Annotated in this window: 14 protein-coding genes; 10 read left to right on the top strand and 4 right to left on the bottom strand. The window is 62.8% G+C overall.

Going from position 1 to position 16,044, the window contains the following annotated elements:
* Positions 1–77: 77 nt before the first annotated feature.
* A complete protein-coding gene (locus FJ942_RS13110) occupies positions 78–3,026 on the bottom strand; it encodes a ribonuclease E/G (RefSeq protein WP_140897921.1) in 2,949 nt (982 codons plus the stop codon).
* Between the two features lie 650 nt (positions 3,027–3,676).
* Here FJ942_RS13110 and FJ942_RS13105 point away from each other — a divergent pair.
* The 7 genes from FJ942_RS13105 to FJ942_RS13075 all read left to right on the top strand — a co-directional run bounded on the left by FJ942_RS13105 (position 3,677) and on the right by FJ942_RS13075 (position 11,288).
* Positions 3,677–4,927 carry an N-acetylmuramoyl-L-alanine amidase gene (locus tag FJ942_RS13105; RefSeq protein ID WP_140493640.1) on the top strand — a complete coding sequence of 417 codons (1,251 nt, stop codon included), beginning with the start codon at positions 3,677–3,679 and terminating at the stop codon, positions 4,925–4,927.
* Positions 4,928–5,140: 213 nt separating this feature from the next.
* Positions 5,141–7,597: a penicillin-binding protein 1A gene (locus FJ942_RS13100; protein ID WP_140493638.1), complete on the top strand. Its 2,457-nt coding sequence runs from the start codon at positions 5,141–5,143 to the stop codon at positions 7,595–7,597.
* A gap of 124 nt (positions 7,598–7,721) precedes the next feature.
* Positions 7,722–8,853 (top strand): peptide chain release factor 2 gene (gene prfB, locus FJ942_RS13095; RefSeq protein ID WP_140493636.1). Its coding sequence is split into 2 segments (ribosomal slippage): positions 7,722–7,787 and positions 7,789–8,853, totalling 1,131 coding nucleotides; the frame shifts between segments, so codons are not numbered across the junction.
* Between the two features lie 37 nt (positions 8,854–8,890).
* Complete coding sequence (locus FJ942_RS13090) at positions 8,891–9,310, top strand: GFA family protein (RefSeq protein WP_140517633.1); 420 nt, start codon at positions 8,891–8,893, stop codon at positions 9,308–9,310.
* 308 nt (positions 9,311–9,618) lie between these two features.
* A complete protein-coding gene (locus tag FJ942_RS13085; RefSeq protein WP_140493631.1) occupies positions 9,619–9,990 on the top strand; it encodes a hypothetical protein in 372 nt (123 codons plus the stop codon).
* Positions 9,991–10,116: 126 nt separating this feature from the next.
* On the top strand, positions 10,117–10,485 hold the full coding sequence (locus tag FJ942_RS13080; protein WP_140493629.1) for a GFA family protein: 369 nt from the start codon (positions 10,117–10,119) through the stop codon (positions 10,483–10,485).
* A gap of 152 nt (positions 10,486–10,637) precedes the next feature.
* Positions 10,638–11,288, top strand: a complete 651-nt coding sequence (locus tag FJ942_RS13075; protein ID WP_140493627.1) for an OmpA family protein — start codon at positions 10,638–10,640, stop codon at positions 11,286–11,288.
* 101 nt (positions 11,289–11,389) lie between these two features.
* Here FJ942_RS13075 and FJ942_RS13070 read toward each other — a convergent pair whose 3' ends face one another.
* Positions 11,390–11,974 carry an HXXEE domain-containing protein gene (locus FJ942_RS13070; RefSeq protein WP_210239750.1) on the bottom strand — a complete coding sequence of 195 codons (585 nt, stop codon included), beginning with the start codon at positions 11,972–11,974 and terminating at the stop codon, positions 11,390–11,392.
* A gap of 54 nt (positions 11,975–12,028) precedes the next feature.
* On the opposite strand from FJ942_RS13070, the gene FJ942_RS29015 reads away from it, so the two are divergent.
* Together FJ942_RS29015 and FJ942_RS13065 are read left to right on the top strand one after the other, a co-directional pair.
* On the top strand, positions 12,029–12,160 hold the full coding sequence (locus FJ942_RS29015; protein ID WP_263483010.1) for a hypothetical protein: 132 nt from the start codon (positions 12,029–12,031) through the stop codon (positions 12,158–12,160).
* 155 nt (positions 12,161–12,315) lie between these two features.
* Positions 12,316–12,921: a hypothetical protein gene (locus FJ942_RS13065; RefSeq protein ID WP_140494984.1), complete on the top strand. Its 606-nt coding sequence runs from the start codon at positions 12,316–12,318 to the stop codon at positions 12,919–12,921.
* A gap of 71 nt (positions 12,922–12,992) precedes the next feature.
* Here FJ942_RS13065 and FJ942_RS13060 read toward each other — a convergent pair whose 3' ends face one another.
* Together FJ942_RS13060 and FJ942_RS13055 are read right to left on the bottom strand one after the other, a co-directional pair.
* A complete protein-coding gene (locus FJ942_RS13060; RefSeq protein WP_181167385.1) occupies positions 12,993–14,576 on the bottom strand; it encodes a DEAD/DEAH box helicase in 1,584 nt (527 codons plus the stop codon).
* A 203-nt stretch (positions 14,577–14,779) separates the two neighbouring features.
* Positions 14,780–15,553, bottom strand: a complete 774-nt coding sequence (locus tag FJ942_RS13055; protein ID WP_140897919.1) for an NAD kinase — start codon at positions 15,551–15,553, stop codon at positions 14,780–14,782.
* Positions 15,554–15,871: 318 nt separating this feature from the next.
* Here FJ942_RS13055 and FJ942_RS28505 point away from each other — a divergent pair, with 318 nt between their 5' ends.
* The gene (locus FJ942_RS28505) at positions 15,872–16,036 is read left to right on the top strand and encodes a hypothetical protein (protein ID WP_181168343.1); all 165 of its coding nucleotides are present in this window, start codon (positions 15,872–15,874) and stop codon (positions 16,034–16,036) included.
* The last annotated feature ends 8 nt before the right edge of the window (positions 16,037–16,044 follow it).

The raw sequence follows: 16,044 nt of genomic DNA, 5'->3' as shown, positions 1-16,044 counted from the left end.
GATATGAAAATCCCGCGCCGTCTTTCGACCGGCGCGGGATTTTTTTATTCAGGAAGTCAGTTCAAAGGGCTGAAATCTCAGAAGAAACCTTTCCGCTGCCACCAGCCGGCGCGCTTCGGCTTCTCTTCGGTCTTGGTTTCCGGCTCTTCGGCGACGGTCGAGGAAACCACCGGCACGATCGGCGCATCGATGGCCGCCGGCTTGCGTCGTGACGGACGGGCCTTCGGTGTTTCCTCGGCGGTCGCTGCCGCCGCCTCGTCCGATGCCGTGGCTGGCGTCTCGGCGGGTGCCGGAACGGCCAGTTCAGCGATCGGCTCCTCGGCGACAGCCTCGGCGGCTGCCTTCTTCGGCTTGGCTGCGCGCCGCGGCTTCTTGGGCTTCTCGGCGGTCGTCGCCTCGTCGCTCACTGGAGCCACCGGCTCTTCCGCAGCCACGACGGTTACCGGCTCGATCGCAGGCTCGCTTTCGGAAGCATCGACCCCGGAAGGTTCGGTCGCTTCATCGGCGCTTGCCTCGGCCTCGCCTTCGCCGTCCTCGCGCCGGTTGCGTTTGCCGCCGCGCTTGCCGCGGCGACGCTTCTTGCCCTGGCCCTCGTCGGATGCTTCCGCCGTTTCGGCAGTTCCGGCCGCGGGGACCGGAGCCTCGTCGCCGGCTTCCGCCTCGTCACGGCTCAACAGGTTTTCCGATGTGGACAACTCGTCGGTCTGCGCGGACACGGAAGCGCCGTCGATGTGGCCATGCTCGCGATCGCGATCCTTGCCGCCGCGGCGTCTGCGACGCTTGCGGCGCTTGCGGTCGCGGCCTTCGCCCTCTTCGCCGGGCCTCTGCTGGTGCTGACCTTGCTGCGGCTGACGCGGCTGTTCGGCCTGGGCCGGTGCTTCGTCTTCCTCCTCGACGATGGTCTCATCCTCGGGCTCTTCCGGTTCGACATAGGCCGGCAGGGTGCGTGCTTCGACGAAGCCTTCCGGCTTTTCGGCCAGCGCGCCGCGGAAGATCGCATAATGCTGCGAACCGACCGTGTCGTCGGCCTCGAGCGTGATGGTCAGGCCGAAGCGGCTTTCCAGTTCCACCAGCGTGCCGCGCTTGTGGTTGAGCACATAGAGCGCGGTCGCCGCGGGCGTACGAACCGTGATGTGGCTGCGCGAATCCTTGAGCAGGAACTCCTCGATCGCCCTGACCACCATCAGCGCGACAGACGAATCGGAGCGCACATGGCCGGTGCCGCCGCAATGCGGGCAAGGCTTCATGGTCGATTCCAGCACGCTGGCGCGGATGCGCTGGCGCGACATCTCCATCAGGCCGAAATGCGAGATGCGGCCGACCTGGATGCGCGCGCGGTCGTTCTTGAGGTGATCCTTCAACCGCTTCTCGACGGCGCGGTTGTTGCGGTTCTCCTCCATGTCGATGAAGTCGATGACGATCAGGCCGGCAAGGTCGCGCAGCCTGAGCTGGCGGGCGACTTCCTCCGCTGCTTCCAGATTGGTGTGGAGCGCGGTGTCCTCGATCGAGTGCTCCTTGGTCGAGCGGCCCGAATTGACGTCGATGGCGACCAGCGCCTCGGTCTGGTTGATGATGATGTAGCCGCCGCTCTTCAGCGTCACTTGCGGCTGCAGCATGCGGTCAAGCTGCGCCTCGATGCCGTTGCGCACGAAGATCGGCGTCGTATCGCGGAACGGCTGAACCACCTTGGCGTGGCTCGGCATCAGCATGCGCATGAAGTCCTTGGCCTCGCGGTAGCCCTCTTCGCCGGAGACGAGGATCTCGTCGATGTCCTTGTTATAGAGGTCGCGCACCGAACGCTTGATCAGGCTGCCTTCCTCGTAGACGAGGGCAGGGGCCGTGGACTGGAGCGTGAGATTGCGCACGTTCTCCCAAAGCCGCATCAGATATTCATAATCGCGCTTGATCTCGGCCTTGGTGCGGCTCTCGCCGGCGGTGCGCAGGATGACGCCCATGCCTTGCGGCACTTCGAGATCGGCGACCACTTCCTTGAGGCGCTTGCGGTCCACAGCACTGGTGATCTTGCGCGAAATTCCGCCGCCGCGCGCCGTGTTCGGCATCAGCACGGAATAGCGGCCGGCAAGCGACAGATAGGTGGTGAGCGCTGCGCCCTTGTTGCCGCGCTCTTCCTTGACGACCTGCACCAGCAGGATCTGGCGGCGCTTGATCACTTCCTGGATCTTGTACTGGCGGCGCATCGGCTTGCGGCGGTTGCGCGCTTCCTCCAGGGCATCCTCGGCACCGACCGATTCGACCTCGTGATCGTCCGGATGCGAAGACTGAACCTCTTCCAGCATGCCGCGATCATCGTCGCTGGATTCGCTGCCCTGTTCCGTCAGCGGGACGGGTTCGGAAATCACATCGGCGTCGACGGAGGCGGCGATCGACGTCGGGCCGCCCTCGCGGGTCTCGCCTTCGTCCTGCCCAGAAGATTCGTCGCCCTGCTCGGGGGAGGCTTCGCCACGATTGGATGCATCCGCGGCCTGTTCCGGGATATCGGCCGCATGTTCGATGGTTTCCGAACCGTGGGAAATGTTCTCCGAGACGGCGTCATTGCCATTGTCGGCGTCGCCTGCCTCGCCGGCCGTTTCGGTTGCCTCGTCGGCATCGGCCCCGCTCGCATCGCGCTTGTGTTCTGCGCGGTCGCGGCCCTTGCCGCCGCGCCGGCGCCCGCGCCGGCCGCGATCGCGGCTCTGGCGGTCGTCGCCTTCGCCGTCCTCATCGTCCTCGTCCTCGGCTTCCTGCGCTTCGGCGCGCAGCAGCGCCTGACGGTCGGCGACGGGGATCTGGTAGTAGTCGGGGTGTATTTCACTGAAGGCGAGGAAACCGTGACGGTTGCCGCCATATTCGACAAAGGCTGCCTGAAGGGAGGGTTCGACGCGCGTTACGCGGGCGAGATAGATGTTTCCTTTGAGCTGCTTCTTGTCCTGTGATTCAAAGTCGAATTCTTCGATACGATTACCGCGTACGACGACAACGCGTGTTTCCTCCGGGTGGGAGGCGTCTATCAGCATTTTGTTGGGCATTATTTCGTTTCCCCCCGGCAGCCGTCAGCCGCAGCTTGCGGCGCAAGGGCCGCTGCTGTGTGTCTGGATGAATGTGGGTGCCGGATGTCTGAATGTCCGCCGGACGGTGCCTGCGCGCCATGGCGGTGCCGCCCGCAGCCATATTGGCGCGGTTTGATGCGGACCTTTCCATGATTGCGCTTGAAGCCATCGTCACCAGCAGAACCTTTTGAACCAAAGCCCGGAAACCGGACCAGCTTGTTTGCTCATACAGAGCCGGCGCGGGACAAACCCGGCCGTTTTCCTCACGCAGGCGATTCCCCCGCCACGGGCGCACACCTGCGAAATTCGTCGCGATCACCTGAACCCTTCTCGCATGGAGCGAAAGGAGCCGCCTTTCGTCTCACCTGTAGCGGGAAGCTGCGGAGGAGGGCGGTTCCAGGATTGCAGTGATCCACTATCGCTTTTATGATTTGGCGGGTTGGAAGGCAACCCCGATTTCCGACGCCGGCAAAAGCGGTTCCGCTACGTAAGCACGGGTTCGGGCCTCGCGTGAAAAGGCTTGGTTAACCTTCTCTGGATACCAATCGTTAATCGAGTTCGCGGCCTAACCGGCACTTCGACTACATGACCGGGCGCCTTGGCGCCAAACCGGGAGCGACTGCAAAGAGATGGGACTGGCAGGCTTCACAGACAAGGGCAGTCGTGCCGGCGGCCGTTTGCTCGCGATCTTCTGCCTCCTGCTGTCGATGACCATCTCGTTGGTCGCCAACGCCGCCGATGCCCCGCTCACGGCAACCGGTTACAAGATGGCGGGCGATGCCACCAAGATGCGCATCGTCATGGATTTCGACCGTGAGCCCGACGTCAAATGGTTCCTTTTGCGCGGGCCCAATCGTCTGGTCATCGATCTGGCGAATACGAAGTTAGCCATCGATGCCAAGGATTTGAAGCCTCGCGGGCTGGTCAAGGGCGTGCGCCTGGGTGAGTTGGAGGCAGGCGTGTCGCGGCTGGTTCTCACCGGCAAGGGGCCGTTCGCGGTCGACAAGCTCGATGTTCTCAAGAACGAGGACGGCGCGGGCTACCGCATCGCCATCGACATGTCGGCGGCCTCCGAACGCGAGTTCGACACTGCCCTTGCCAATCAGGCGCTGACCACCGGTTCCACGGTTTCGACCGACAAGGGCGGGCGGGTCGGCACCGGGCCGGTCTCCAATCCGGGCCATCGCTTCACCGTCGTCATCGATCCGGGCCATGGCGGCGTCGATGGCGGTGCCGAGGGCCTGAACGGCACCGTCGAAAAGAACGTCACGCTGGCTTTCGCCACGGAACTGCGCGACAAGCTCGCCGCCGTCGGCAGATACGATGTCTTCATGACGCGCGACACCGACGAATATTTGCGGCTGGACGACCGCGTGCGCATCGCTCGCCAGCATGAGGCCGACCTGCTCATCTCCATTCATGCCGACACTATCAGCCTCAAGGGCATCCGTGGCGCGACCGTCTATACCGTTTCCGACAAGGCTTCGGATCCGGAAGCGCAGGCGCTTGCCGACCGTGAAAATCTCTCGGACCAGTTCGCCGGCATGGTGATCAAGGACGACAACAAGGAAGTCACCGATATCCTGATCGACCTGATCCGCCGCGAGACCCACACCTTTTCGATGAGTTTCGCCCACACGCTGGTCGGCCAGTTGTCGACCAGCGTCGGCCTCATCAACAATCCGCAGCGTTCCGCTGGGTTCAAGGTGCTGAAAGCGCCTGACGTCCCCTCCGTGCTGGTCGAACTAGGCTATCTCTCGAATGCCAAGGACGAGGCGCAACTGCTCGACGCCGACTGGCGCGGCAAGGCGGCGCAAAGCATCACCAACGCCGTCGCGCTGTTCGCTTCCGCGCGTGCCGGAACGGGAACCGGGGGCTGAAATGCCTGACGACGCCTGCAACCACAGGCAGCGTTGCGCGGCGACAACACCCGACGCTTTTATTTCCGACTCACGGCCGCGAAATCCGGCCTTGCCGTATTTTGCCCACATGGTAGCGACATGGGTTTTCCATTACGGGTTGGGACCGGCTCGAATGCTTGCGCGGAAGGCGGCTTCGTTTAGGAAATTCCCGAACCAAGGACTGGAGCGGGCATGATTCGTCTCATTGGCTATTTCTTCGGTATCGGCACGACGCTGGCCCTGCTGGTCGCGGCGGGGGTTGCCATCTATATCGGGCATTTGTCCAAGGATCTGCCCGACTATGAGGTGCTGGCCAAGTACGAGCCGCCGGTGACCACCCGAATCCATGCCTCGGACGGCGCGCTGATGGCCGAGTACGCGCGCGAACGGCGCCTGTATTTGCCGATCCAGGCCATCCCCGACCGCGTCAAGGCGGCCTTCCTGTCGGCCGAGGACAAGAATTTCTACAACCACCCCGGCATTGACGTGACCGGCCTGGGCCGCGCTATCATCGTCAACCTGCAGAATTTCGGCTCGGGCAGGCGTCAGGTTGGCGCCTCGACGATCACCCAGCAGGTGGCGAAGAATTTTCTGCTGACCTCGGACCAGACCTACGAGCGCAAGATCAAGGAAATGATCCTCGCCTTCCGCATCGAGCAGGCCTATTCCAAGGACCGCATTCTCGAACTCTACCTCAACGAAATCTTCTTCGGTTTCGGCGCCTATGGCGTGGCGGGTGCCGCGCTCACTTATTTCGACAAGTCGGTGAACGAGCTGACCGTGGCCGAGGCCGCCTATCTGGCCTCGCTGCCCAAGGGGCCGAACAATTATCACCCCTTCAAGCATGCCGACCGCGCGCTTGAGCGCCGCAACTGGGTCATCGACCAGATGGTCGAGAACGGCTACGTCACGCGCGAGGAAGGCGACAAGGCCAAGGCGGAGCCCCTCGGCGTCACACCGCGCCGCAACGGCACCTATCTGTTCGCCGGCGAATACTTCACCGAGGAGGTGCGCCGCCAGATCATCGCCCGCTACGGCGAGAACGCGCTCTATGAAGGCGGCCTGTCCGTCCGCACCACGCTCGACCCGAAGATCCAGCTCATCGCCCGCAAGGCGATGCAGAACGGCTTGATCAAATACGACACGCTGCGCGGCTACCGCGGGCCGCTGAAGACGATCGACGTGTCCGGCGACTGGGGTGTGCCGCTGGGCAATGTGAAGGGACTGGAAGACGTTCCCGAATGGAAGCTCGCAGTCGTGCTCGACAGTTCGGCATCCGGCCTGTCGATTGGCTTGCAGCCGGCACGCCAGGCGTCGGGCGACATCGTCAAGGAGCGCGTCGAAGGCACCGTCAGCAAGGAAGACATGGGCTTTGCCATGCGCCATGTGGTCGGCGGCAAGACGGTCAGGGCCAAGTCGCCGGCCGATGTGCTGAAGCCGGGCGACGTCGTCTTCGTCCAGAAGAACGAAGGCTCCGACGACGCCTACAGCCTGCGCCAGGTCCCCGAAGTGGAAGGCGGCCTAATCGCCATGGATCCACACACCGGCCGCGTGCTGGCCATGGTCGGCGGCTTCTCCTACGCGCAGTCGGAGTTCAACCGCGCCACCCAGGCCATGCGCCAGCCCGGCTCTTCGTTCAAGCCGATCGTCTATTCCGCGGCGCTCGACAATGGCTATACGCCGGCGTCGGTGATCATGGACGGGCCGATTACCATCCAGAGCGGCAACACGACCTGGACGCCGAAGAACTACGACGGCACGGTCGCTGGTCCGGCAACCCTGCGCTCCGGCATCGAAAAGTCGCGCAACCTGATGACTGTGCGCCTCGCCAACGACATGGGCATGAAGCTGGTCGTCGAATATGCCGAGCGTTTCGGCGTCTATGACCATCTGGCGCCGTATTTGCCGATGGCGCTGGGCTCCGGCGAGACGACGGTGATGCGCATGGTTTCGGCCTATTCGATCATGGCCAATGGCGGCAAGTCGATCAAGCCGACATTGATCGACCGTATCCAGGACCGCTACGGCAAGACCGTCTTCAAGCAGGACGAACGCGGCTGCGAAGGCTGCAACGCGGCCGAATGGCAGAACCAGCCCGAACCTGAGCTTGTCGATAATTCCGAACAGGTTCTCGATCCGATGACCGCCTACCAGATCACCTCGATGATGGAAGGCGTCGTCCAGCGCGGCACCGGCGCCACCATCGCCGAGCTCGGACGCCACATCGCCGGCAAGACCGGCACCACCAACGACGAAAAGGACGCCTGGTTCATCGGTTACACGCCGAACCTCGTCGTCGGCCTCTATATGGGCTACGACACGCCGCGCGGCCTTGGCCATGGCGCCACCGGCGGCGGCCTCGCCGCTCCTATCTTCAAGGATTTCATGCGCGTGGCGCTGGATGGCACGCCCAATGTCGACTTCAAGGTTCCCGAAGGCATGAATCTGGTCGCCATCAACCGCAAGACCGGCATGCGGGCCAATTCGGGCGATCCCGGCACCATCATCGAGGCCTTCAAGCCGGGCACCGGGCCAGCCGACAGCTATTGGGTGATCGGCATGGGCGCTGACGGGTCCAATGCCTCCGGCGGCGCGCTGTCGCCTCAGGCCAACCAGGCCATCCAGTCGGGCGGCGGCGGCCTCTACTGACGGGTATGCATGCAGGATTGGGCCGGCCCTGGGCCGGTCCAATTTGCTTTACAGGCGGCGGCGCCGTCCCTATGTATCGCGCCGACCAGGCGTCACTTTCAGCAACAGGATAAAACATCAGGCCATGCGCGCGGAAACGCAGAATATTGTCGACGAGATCAGGCAGGCAATTACCCTGCTGAGGAGGCATCTTTGACTGGGATCAGGCCATAAAGCGGCTTGAATATCTCAACGTCCGCGCCGAGGACGCCAGCCTCTGGAACGAACCGCTGGAAGCGCAGAAGCTGATGCGCGAGCGCCAGGGCCTCGAGGAAGGCATCGCGGCGGTCAGGGGCCTGACCCAGGCGCTGGAAGACAATATCGGCCTGATCGAACTCGGCGAGGAAGAGGGCGACGAGAGCGTCGTTGCCGAGGCTGAGGCAGCGATCCGCTCGATGCAAGGCGAGGCGAAGGCCCGCCAGGTCGAGACGCTGCTGTCGGGCGAAGCCGACGCCAACGACACCTATCTCGAAATCCACGCAGGCGCCGGCGGCACCGAAAGCCAGGACTGGGCCTCGATGTTGCTGCGCATGTACACGCGCTGGGCCGAGCGCCGCCGCTTCAAGGTCGAGGTGCTGGAAGTGCATGACGGCGAAGAGGCCGGCATCAAGTCTGCGACGCTGCTGATCAAGGGCCACAATGCCTATGGTTGGCTGAAGACGGAATCCGGCGTCCATCGCCTGGTGCGCATTTCACCCTATGACAGCAACGCGCGCCGGCACACATCCTTCGCCAGCGTCTGGGTCTATCCCGTCATCGACGATACGATCGAGATCGACGTTTCCGAATCCGACGTGCGCATCGACACCTATCGTTCGTCCGGTTCAGGCGGCCAGCACGTCAACACCACCGATTCGGCGGTGCGCATTACCCATCTCGCCACCGGCATAGCGGTCGCCTGCCAGGCCGAACGTTCGCAGCACAAAAATCGGGCAAAGGCCTGGGAGATGCTGCGCTCGCGGCTTTACGAGGAAGAGCTGAAGAAGCGCGAAGCCGTCGCCAACGCCACCGAAGCATCGAAGAGCGACATTGGATGGGGTCACCAGATCCGCTCCTACGTGCTGCAGCCCTATCAGCTGGTGAAGGATCTGCGCACAGGTGTCGAAAGCACCAGCCCGTCGAGCGTGCTCGATGGCGACCTCGATGACTTCATGGAAGCCTCGCTGTCGCAACGCATCGAGGGTGGTGCTGGGGAAGCGGTGGCGGACCTGGATTAGGGCCGGCGCCTACAGTGCCACACATTTGGATTGGATGATGGCTCGCAAGCTTGTTGGAAAGTGCTTCTGCGGCGCGGTGCACTATGCGGTCGCTGACGAGTTCCTGTACGCGGCGAATTGCCATTGCTCGAACTGCCGGCGCACGACAGGTTCGGCTTTCAAGCCCTTCGCGGGCATCGAACGCGCCAAGTTTGTCCTGACCAAGGGCCACGACATGTTGCTGGTCTTCGGCGACGACAACGGCCATGACGCGCACTGCAAGCGGTGCGGTTCGCTGCTCTATTCGGTCGTGCGCCAGGGCGCCTTCGTCCATGTCGCGATGGGAACGCTCGTCGACAACCCGAGCATCCGCCCGACCGAGCATATCTTCGTCGGTTCCAAGGCGCCATGGTACACGATCAGCGACGGCCTGCCGCAGTATGACGAACACGTGATCACAGGACCTGCTGGCGAATAGGCCGGAACTTCTCTCGCTGAATCTCGTTATCTGCGATCCCGTCTGCTGGGCATGGTTGTGCCTGCCTATCCAATCAAGAGACGGCGCCTGTTTTCTGTTGCCGATGCGCGGCATTCAGCCTGCGACATCGGCATGCAGTGGTTTCTTGCGCCGACTCACAAATCGGCCCACCATCCATGGTCGAGGGGAGACAAAAGCATCTATGGCCGGGCGCGGCAGAAATGCCTGCTGACGATCCGGCCGCTGGGAAGACACGTTTCAGGAACGGGCAAGCGAAACGCTTGATGCTCGTCGAAAGGAGCGCTTCCATGTCTGCTGCCCCATCAAAATCGGCTCGGGCCGCGGTGGGCCGACTCATGCTCTGCCTGCTTGCAATCGCAGCGATTGCGTTGCCGATGGCGCCTGCCTTCGCCCACGACGCCAAGCCTACAGCGGCGAAGCCGCTGGGTTGGAGCTATCCATTCGCATGCTGCGCTAACTACGATTGCCGCACGGCCCATACGGGCGAGGTTTTGGAAAAACCCGAGGGTTATGTGATCGCCGGCACGGGGGAAGTTGTCCCCATGACCGATAAGCGTGTGAAGGACAGCCCGGACGGCGAATTCCACTGGTGCGCGCATCAAGCGGGTCTCGACGCGGGTAAGACGATCTGCCTGTTCGTGCCGCCGCGCTCCTACTAGGCCCGAAAGGCGCAGCGGCGACCGGCCCGGACCGCGATGGGCGGGGGCCTGCTGACGGACGGTTGCCAGGACCGCTCCTTTGTGTTGCGTTGCCTGCGGGCGGCGGACAAGGGAGAGGTGACGTCCATGACCATCAAGGGAAGCTGCCACTGCAAGGCGACGATATTCGAGGTTTCGCAAGCGCCGCAGACGCTGACGCAGTGCACTTGTTCGTTCTGCTCGAAACGCGGCTCGCTTTGGGCCTACTACACTCCTGCGCAGTTCAAACTCCTCACGCCGCAGAAGAATGTTTCCTTCTATCAGTGGGGATCGAAGACCGTTAAGCACGGTTTTTGCGACACCTGCGGCTGCGGGACCTTCACCGAAACACCGGACTGGTCGAGCGGAGAGCCGGATTTCGACAATCCCAAGATCAGCGTCAACTCGCGGTTGTTCGACGATTTCGACCTGGACAAGGTCGAAGTGGTGGCCATCGACGGCAAGAATCTCTGGTAGATTCCTGGACGCCCAATCGGGAAAATCGTGCCCCGGGGAAAAGCCGTTGCCGGTGTTTTCTCGTTCCGCTTTTCGCCGCATTTCATGGTACAAGTCGCGCGAAGGGCTGATTTGGCGCCATCGCAAGGCGTGACTTGGAGAGGGACAATCCTATGAAGAAGACCGTGCTCGTCGTCGTGGCGACGGCTGTGCTGGTGAGCGCCTGCACCACCACCGATCCGTATACCGGCGACCAGAAAATTTCCAACACGGCGGCCGGTGCCGGCCTCGGCGCCTTGGCCGGCGCCAGCCTTGGCCTGCTTGCGGGCGGCAATGATCGTCGCAACGCGCTGATCGGCGCCGGCATCGGGGCGCTGGCCGGCGGCGCCATCGGCGCCACCATGGACCAGAACGAAGCCGAACTGCGCCGGCAGTTGGAGGGCACAGGCGTCAGCGTCACCCGCTCCGGCGACCAGATCATCCTCAATATGCCGTCCGATATCACCTTCAACGTCGATCAGGATGCGGTGAAGCCCGGCTTCTACCAGGTGCTGAATTCGGTCGCGCTGGTGCTGAAGAAGTTCAAGCAGACCACGGTCGACGTGTTCGGCCATACCGATTCGACCGGCGGCGACCAGCATAATTTCGATCTGTCGCAGCGCCGCGCGCTGGCGGTCGCCAACTACCTGGCTGGCCAGGGCGTCGATTCGCGCCGCTTCGCCGTCACGGGATTCGGCAAGACCCGTCCGGTAGCGTCCAATGCCACCGCCGAGGGTCGCGCTCAAAACCGTCGCGTCGAGATCCAGCTTTCGCCGCTCACCTGAGCAGCATCGATCAGAATGCAAAAACGGCCTCGCAAGGGGCCGTTTTGTTTGCAAAATGCGACCGACGGCCAAGCCTGCGGCCCCCGGGTTCTTCCATGATCTTACGGTGAGGTCGGCTTATCGACCGTCGCTCGTTGGGTCAGGCGCTGCCGCCGGACGACATGGGCAACGATCAGTCCATGAATGAGCAGCCCGACCGCAAGTCCAAGGATATGGAAGCCCGTTCCCGAACCGGAAAGCGTCAGGATCGACCAGATGGATGCGGGTACGAACAAGACAATTGCGGTGATGAGCCCGGGGTTGTAGCTGCGCATCCTGATGGCCTGCGCGACGTGAACCAAAGCGTTGATCAGGGTGGTGTAGGCGGCGATCAGCCCTATCCCGGCATTGACCGTGACAGCGAGGGTGAAAACCAGGGAGTAGATGCCCCATACACCCGGTACGTTGATCACAAAGACATCGAAGCGGGTAAGCAGCGGCGCCCCGCCGCCGAGCATCTTGTTGACGAAAAGCCGGAACCGGTCCTCGGCGTGCTCCTCGTATTGGTGGAGCATGTAAATCGGGATCAGCAGGAAGACGGCGAGCTCGGCTGTCTCCAATCGAGCAGCCAGCCCGATCGCCACCACGCACAGGGTGAGGCCGGCGAGCACGCCACCATAGACCCAATCTTCCACCAGACGCTTCATCACGCCACCTTCGGCGAGGCCGCGCGTCCTTGCAACACACGACGATATCAGACCTTGGCAACGATGCGCATGAAGGCCGGCGTGTCGTCGCCGAAGCCAACGGTGGTGTCGCTCGGCGATGACGGCAACAGCTTCACCGGCCGCGACCGCCGCGCTCAGATTGAGATTGGCGTGCCAGAGAATTAGCCAGTCCTAAATAACCGCTTTCCCGCAGCCATGGAAAGGAATAGCATCGTCGATGTTCCGGAGGGGATGAGGCGGTACACTTGGCCGCGCAATAAGCATTTTCTTTTTCAGCCTCGGTCTTGCACGGCCAGATCAAAAAAATCTGGGAGGAATGCATGACAAGAACAGCCAGCCTTGGGCGCTGCGGCGTCTTCGCTTTAACAGGTCTTGTAAGCGCATGGTTGGGCGTCGCGGCGGCTCGAGCCGAGGATGCCAACAAAGCTGACATCGAGGCCTTGAAAAAGTCGCTCGCCAAATATGAGGACTACACCGCGGCCGTCCGCGACCTTTATCTGTCGACGGTCGGCTGCGTCTACTATAGCGGAGAAAAGATATCCGGAGCGATGTACTACCCGAAAGGCGCCATGGGCATCCATTTCGTCAACGTCCCAAGTGTCGGCCAAAAACTCGACCCGATGCGCCCCAATGTGCTGATCTACGAGCCGACGAAAAACGGTCTGCGCCTGGTCGGGGCGGAATGGCTTGTGCCGCTGACGCCGGACGTCAAAGAGCCACCGAAGCTGTTTGGCCAAACCTTCATGGGTCCGATGGAGGGACACTATCCGCTCATCCCGAGGGAGTTCGTCCACTACGATCTTCACGCCTGGCTGGGTGATAATCCGAACGGCATGTTCAGTCCGACGAACCCGAACGTGAAATGCAACAAGGCCGAGTTTCCGATGTTGGAGAAACCGACCAAGATGATGCCTGGGCCGATGTAACGGCCAGCCCAGCCAGGAGCTTGCCGGGAGGGCAAGCCGGATGGCCGTCTTGTCTTGGAACCACTCGTCGGTCAGCCCTTGGCGACGATGCGCATGAAGGCCGGCATGTCGTCGCCGAAGCCAACGGTGGCGTCGTTTTCGTCTTCTCGGTTGCGGGCAGGGCGACGGTCATCGCGCTGCGGCCTGGTGTCGCCGCGCTCCGGTGCACGTCGCTCGCTGCGCGCCGCGGAGCTCTTGCGCTCGGAATTTTCCGAGCGGATAGCGTCCTTGCGCGTGCGCCGCTCACCAGTGCCGGCGACCGTTTCCTCGGTCGCGACCGGCTGTTCCTCGCGCACGGTTTCCGGTGCCGCGTCTTCGCCGTGCTTGGCCTGGCGTCCGCCTCTCTTGCGCTCGCCCCTGTCCTTGCGGTCGTCGTCCTTGCGGCCGGCGCGCCGCGGCGCACCGCGGCCACGGCGCGGTGCTTCGTCCTCGCCTTCGCTGGCCACCACCGTCGACAGGTCACCGTCATGCCACTCGATCTTGGTGCCGATCAGCCGTTCGATGGCGTCGATGTACTTGGTGTCGGACTTGGTCGCGATGGTGAAGGATTTTCCGGAGCGCCCGGCGCGGCCGGTACGGCCGATTCGGTGGACGTAATCCTCGGCATGGATCGGGACGTCATAGTTGAAGACGTGGCTGACATCGGGAATGTCGAGGCCGCGCGCGGCCACGTCGGAGGCGACCAGATACCGCAGCTTGCCGTCGCGGAAATTGGCCAGCATCTGCATGCGCGCGCGCTGGTCCATGTCGCCATGCAGCGCGCCGGCGTCGAAGTCATATTTCAGCAGCGAGCGGAACAGCTCCGACACCTCGATCTTGCGGTTGCAGAAGATGATGGCGTTCTTCAGCTCCGCATCCTCGGCCTTGATCAGGTTGCGCAGCGTCTCGCGCTTGTCCCAGGGTTTGGAACCGGACTTCACCAGCCGCTGGATGATGTTGGTCGCGGCGGAGGCGGCCTTTGAAACCTCGACGCGCACCGGCGCGTGCAGGAACTTTTCGGTCAGCTTGGTGATCTCGGGCGGCATCGTCGCCGAGAAGAACAGCGTCTGCCGGGTGAAGGGGATCATCTCGCAGATACGCTCGATATCGGGAATGAAGCCCATGTCGAGCATGCGATCGGCTTCGTCGATGACGAGGATCTCGACGCCGTTGAGCAAGAGCTTGCCGCGCTCGCGGTGGTCGAGCATGCGGCCGGGCGTCGCGATGAGCACGTCGGCGCCACGCTCCAGTTTCTTGTCCTGTTCGTCGAACGACACGCCGCCGATCAGCAGTGCGATGTTGAGCTTGTGGTTCTTGCCGTATTTGATGAAGTTTTCCTCGACCTGCGCCGCAAGCTCGCGGGTCGGCTCCAGGATCAGCGTGCGGGGCATGCGGGCGCGGGCGCGGCCCTTTTCCAGTCGTGTCAGCATCGGCAGCACGAAGGAGGCCGTCTTGCCGGTACCGGTCTGTGCTATGCCAAGCACATCCTTGCCCAGAAGCGCGTGCGGAATGGCGCCGGCCTGGATCGGCGTCGGCTTGAGGTAGCCGGCGTCGGTGACTGCGGAAAGGACCTTCGGCGATAGGCCGAGGTCCGCGAAAGTCAACGCTTCTTGAGCGGTCTGGGTGTCTGAGGACAAGTTCTGGCTGTCTTTGGCTGTTCGGGGAAGCGCAACGGCATCCGTCGCGGCAGGCGCCGCGCGCCCGCAAGATCATCACTGCAACTAGGCGCAAGCCCGCGATTTGTCAACACAAACGGCCGGCAATGGCTCGATTGTGAAGTCGTAACCTTAATTACTATGTCTGATCCGGCCGCTTATCCGCGCGCCGGCTCAATATCGGCTCAATAACGGAACTGTTCCGCCAGTATGCGTTCGTTCCAGGAGTGATTGGGATCGAACAGCAAAGTTGCGGTCACCGTCGCAGATTCCCTCACCGTCACGGAAGCTACGGCCTTGACCTCCGTATGGTCGGCGGCGGCGTTCACCGGCCGCTTTTCCGCCTCTAGTATATCGAAGCGCACGGTTGCCTTGTTGGAAAGCAAAGCGCCGCGCCAGCGGCGCGGGCGAAACGGGCTGACGGGGGTAAGCGCCAGCAGCGGCGCGTCGAGCGGCAGGATGGGCCCATGCGCCGAAAGATTGTAGGCGGTGGAGCCAGCCGGCGTGGCGATCATCACGCCGTCGCAATTCAGTTCCTCGAGCCGTACCTGGTCATCTATGGTGATGCGGATCTTGGCCGTCTGATAGGACTGGCGCCATAACGCCACTTCGTTGATGGCCAGCGCCGAGACGGTTTCGCCATCCGAGGTAACGGCCTGCATCTCCAGCGGACGGATCGTTTCGGCGACCGCGGCCGCGATGCGCTCGGCGAGACCTCCGGAACGATATTCGTTCATCAGGAAGCCGATGGTGCCACGGTTCATGCCGTAGACCTTTTTGCCGGTTCCCATTGTATCGCGCAAAGTTTGCAGCAGGAAACCGTCGCCGCCCAGGGCCACGACGACATCGGCTTCCGCGACCGAATGCTGGCCATAGCGCGCCGACAGGCTTTCCAGCGCCGCTTTGGCGTCAGGCGTGCCGGACGAGACGAAGGCGATGCTGTTGGCGGCTTTGCTCATGGCTCCCCGACGGTGACCGGTTGGCGGCTGGGCCGGGGTAGCATGGGCGGGCCTGTGTGCAAAGAGAGCCCGCAGACGTGCGGTTCGAACCGGCAGTCGCGAATCATATCAGGGAACGAGCCAATGTGATGGTTAAGGCCGGGCTTAAACTCTCGTAAAGCCGCATGGATCATGTTAGCCGGCATGGGTGGCGTGGGGGCGCCCGCAGCGATCTTATGCCTTTCAGGATACGAAAGACGCTGTGGCACTTTGATCGTGCGTGAATCCTTCGAGAGTCGATCCCGATTTCGGGGACACGCGCCAGCCGGGACCAACATATTGCTGGTAACACGCCTGATCATCATCTCCGTCGTGCTGGGAAGCTTCGCGCTTGTCTTCGCCGAACTGGTGCGCCACTCGGAAGAAACAAGCCTCAGGCCATTGCCCACGGCCTCGCGCTGCGGCGATGCCGCCGGAATGCCTTGTCCGCAAAGGGCGCTGTAGATCAAAAC

The organism is Mesorhizobium sp. B2-4-2 (assembly GCF_006442845.1).
Classification (GTDB): Bacteria; Pseudomonadota; Alphaproteobacteria; order Rhizobiales; family Rhizobiaceae; genus Mesorhizobium.
The sequence above is the reverse complement of the archived record's forward strand: the minus strand, read 5'-3'. Positions and strand labels throughout refer to the sequence as shown.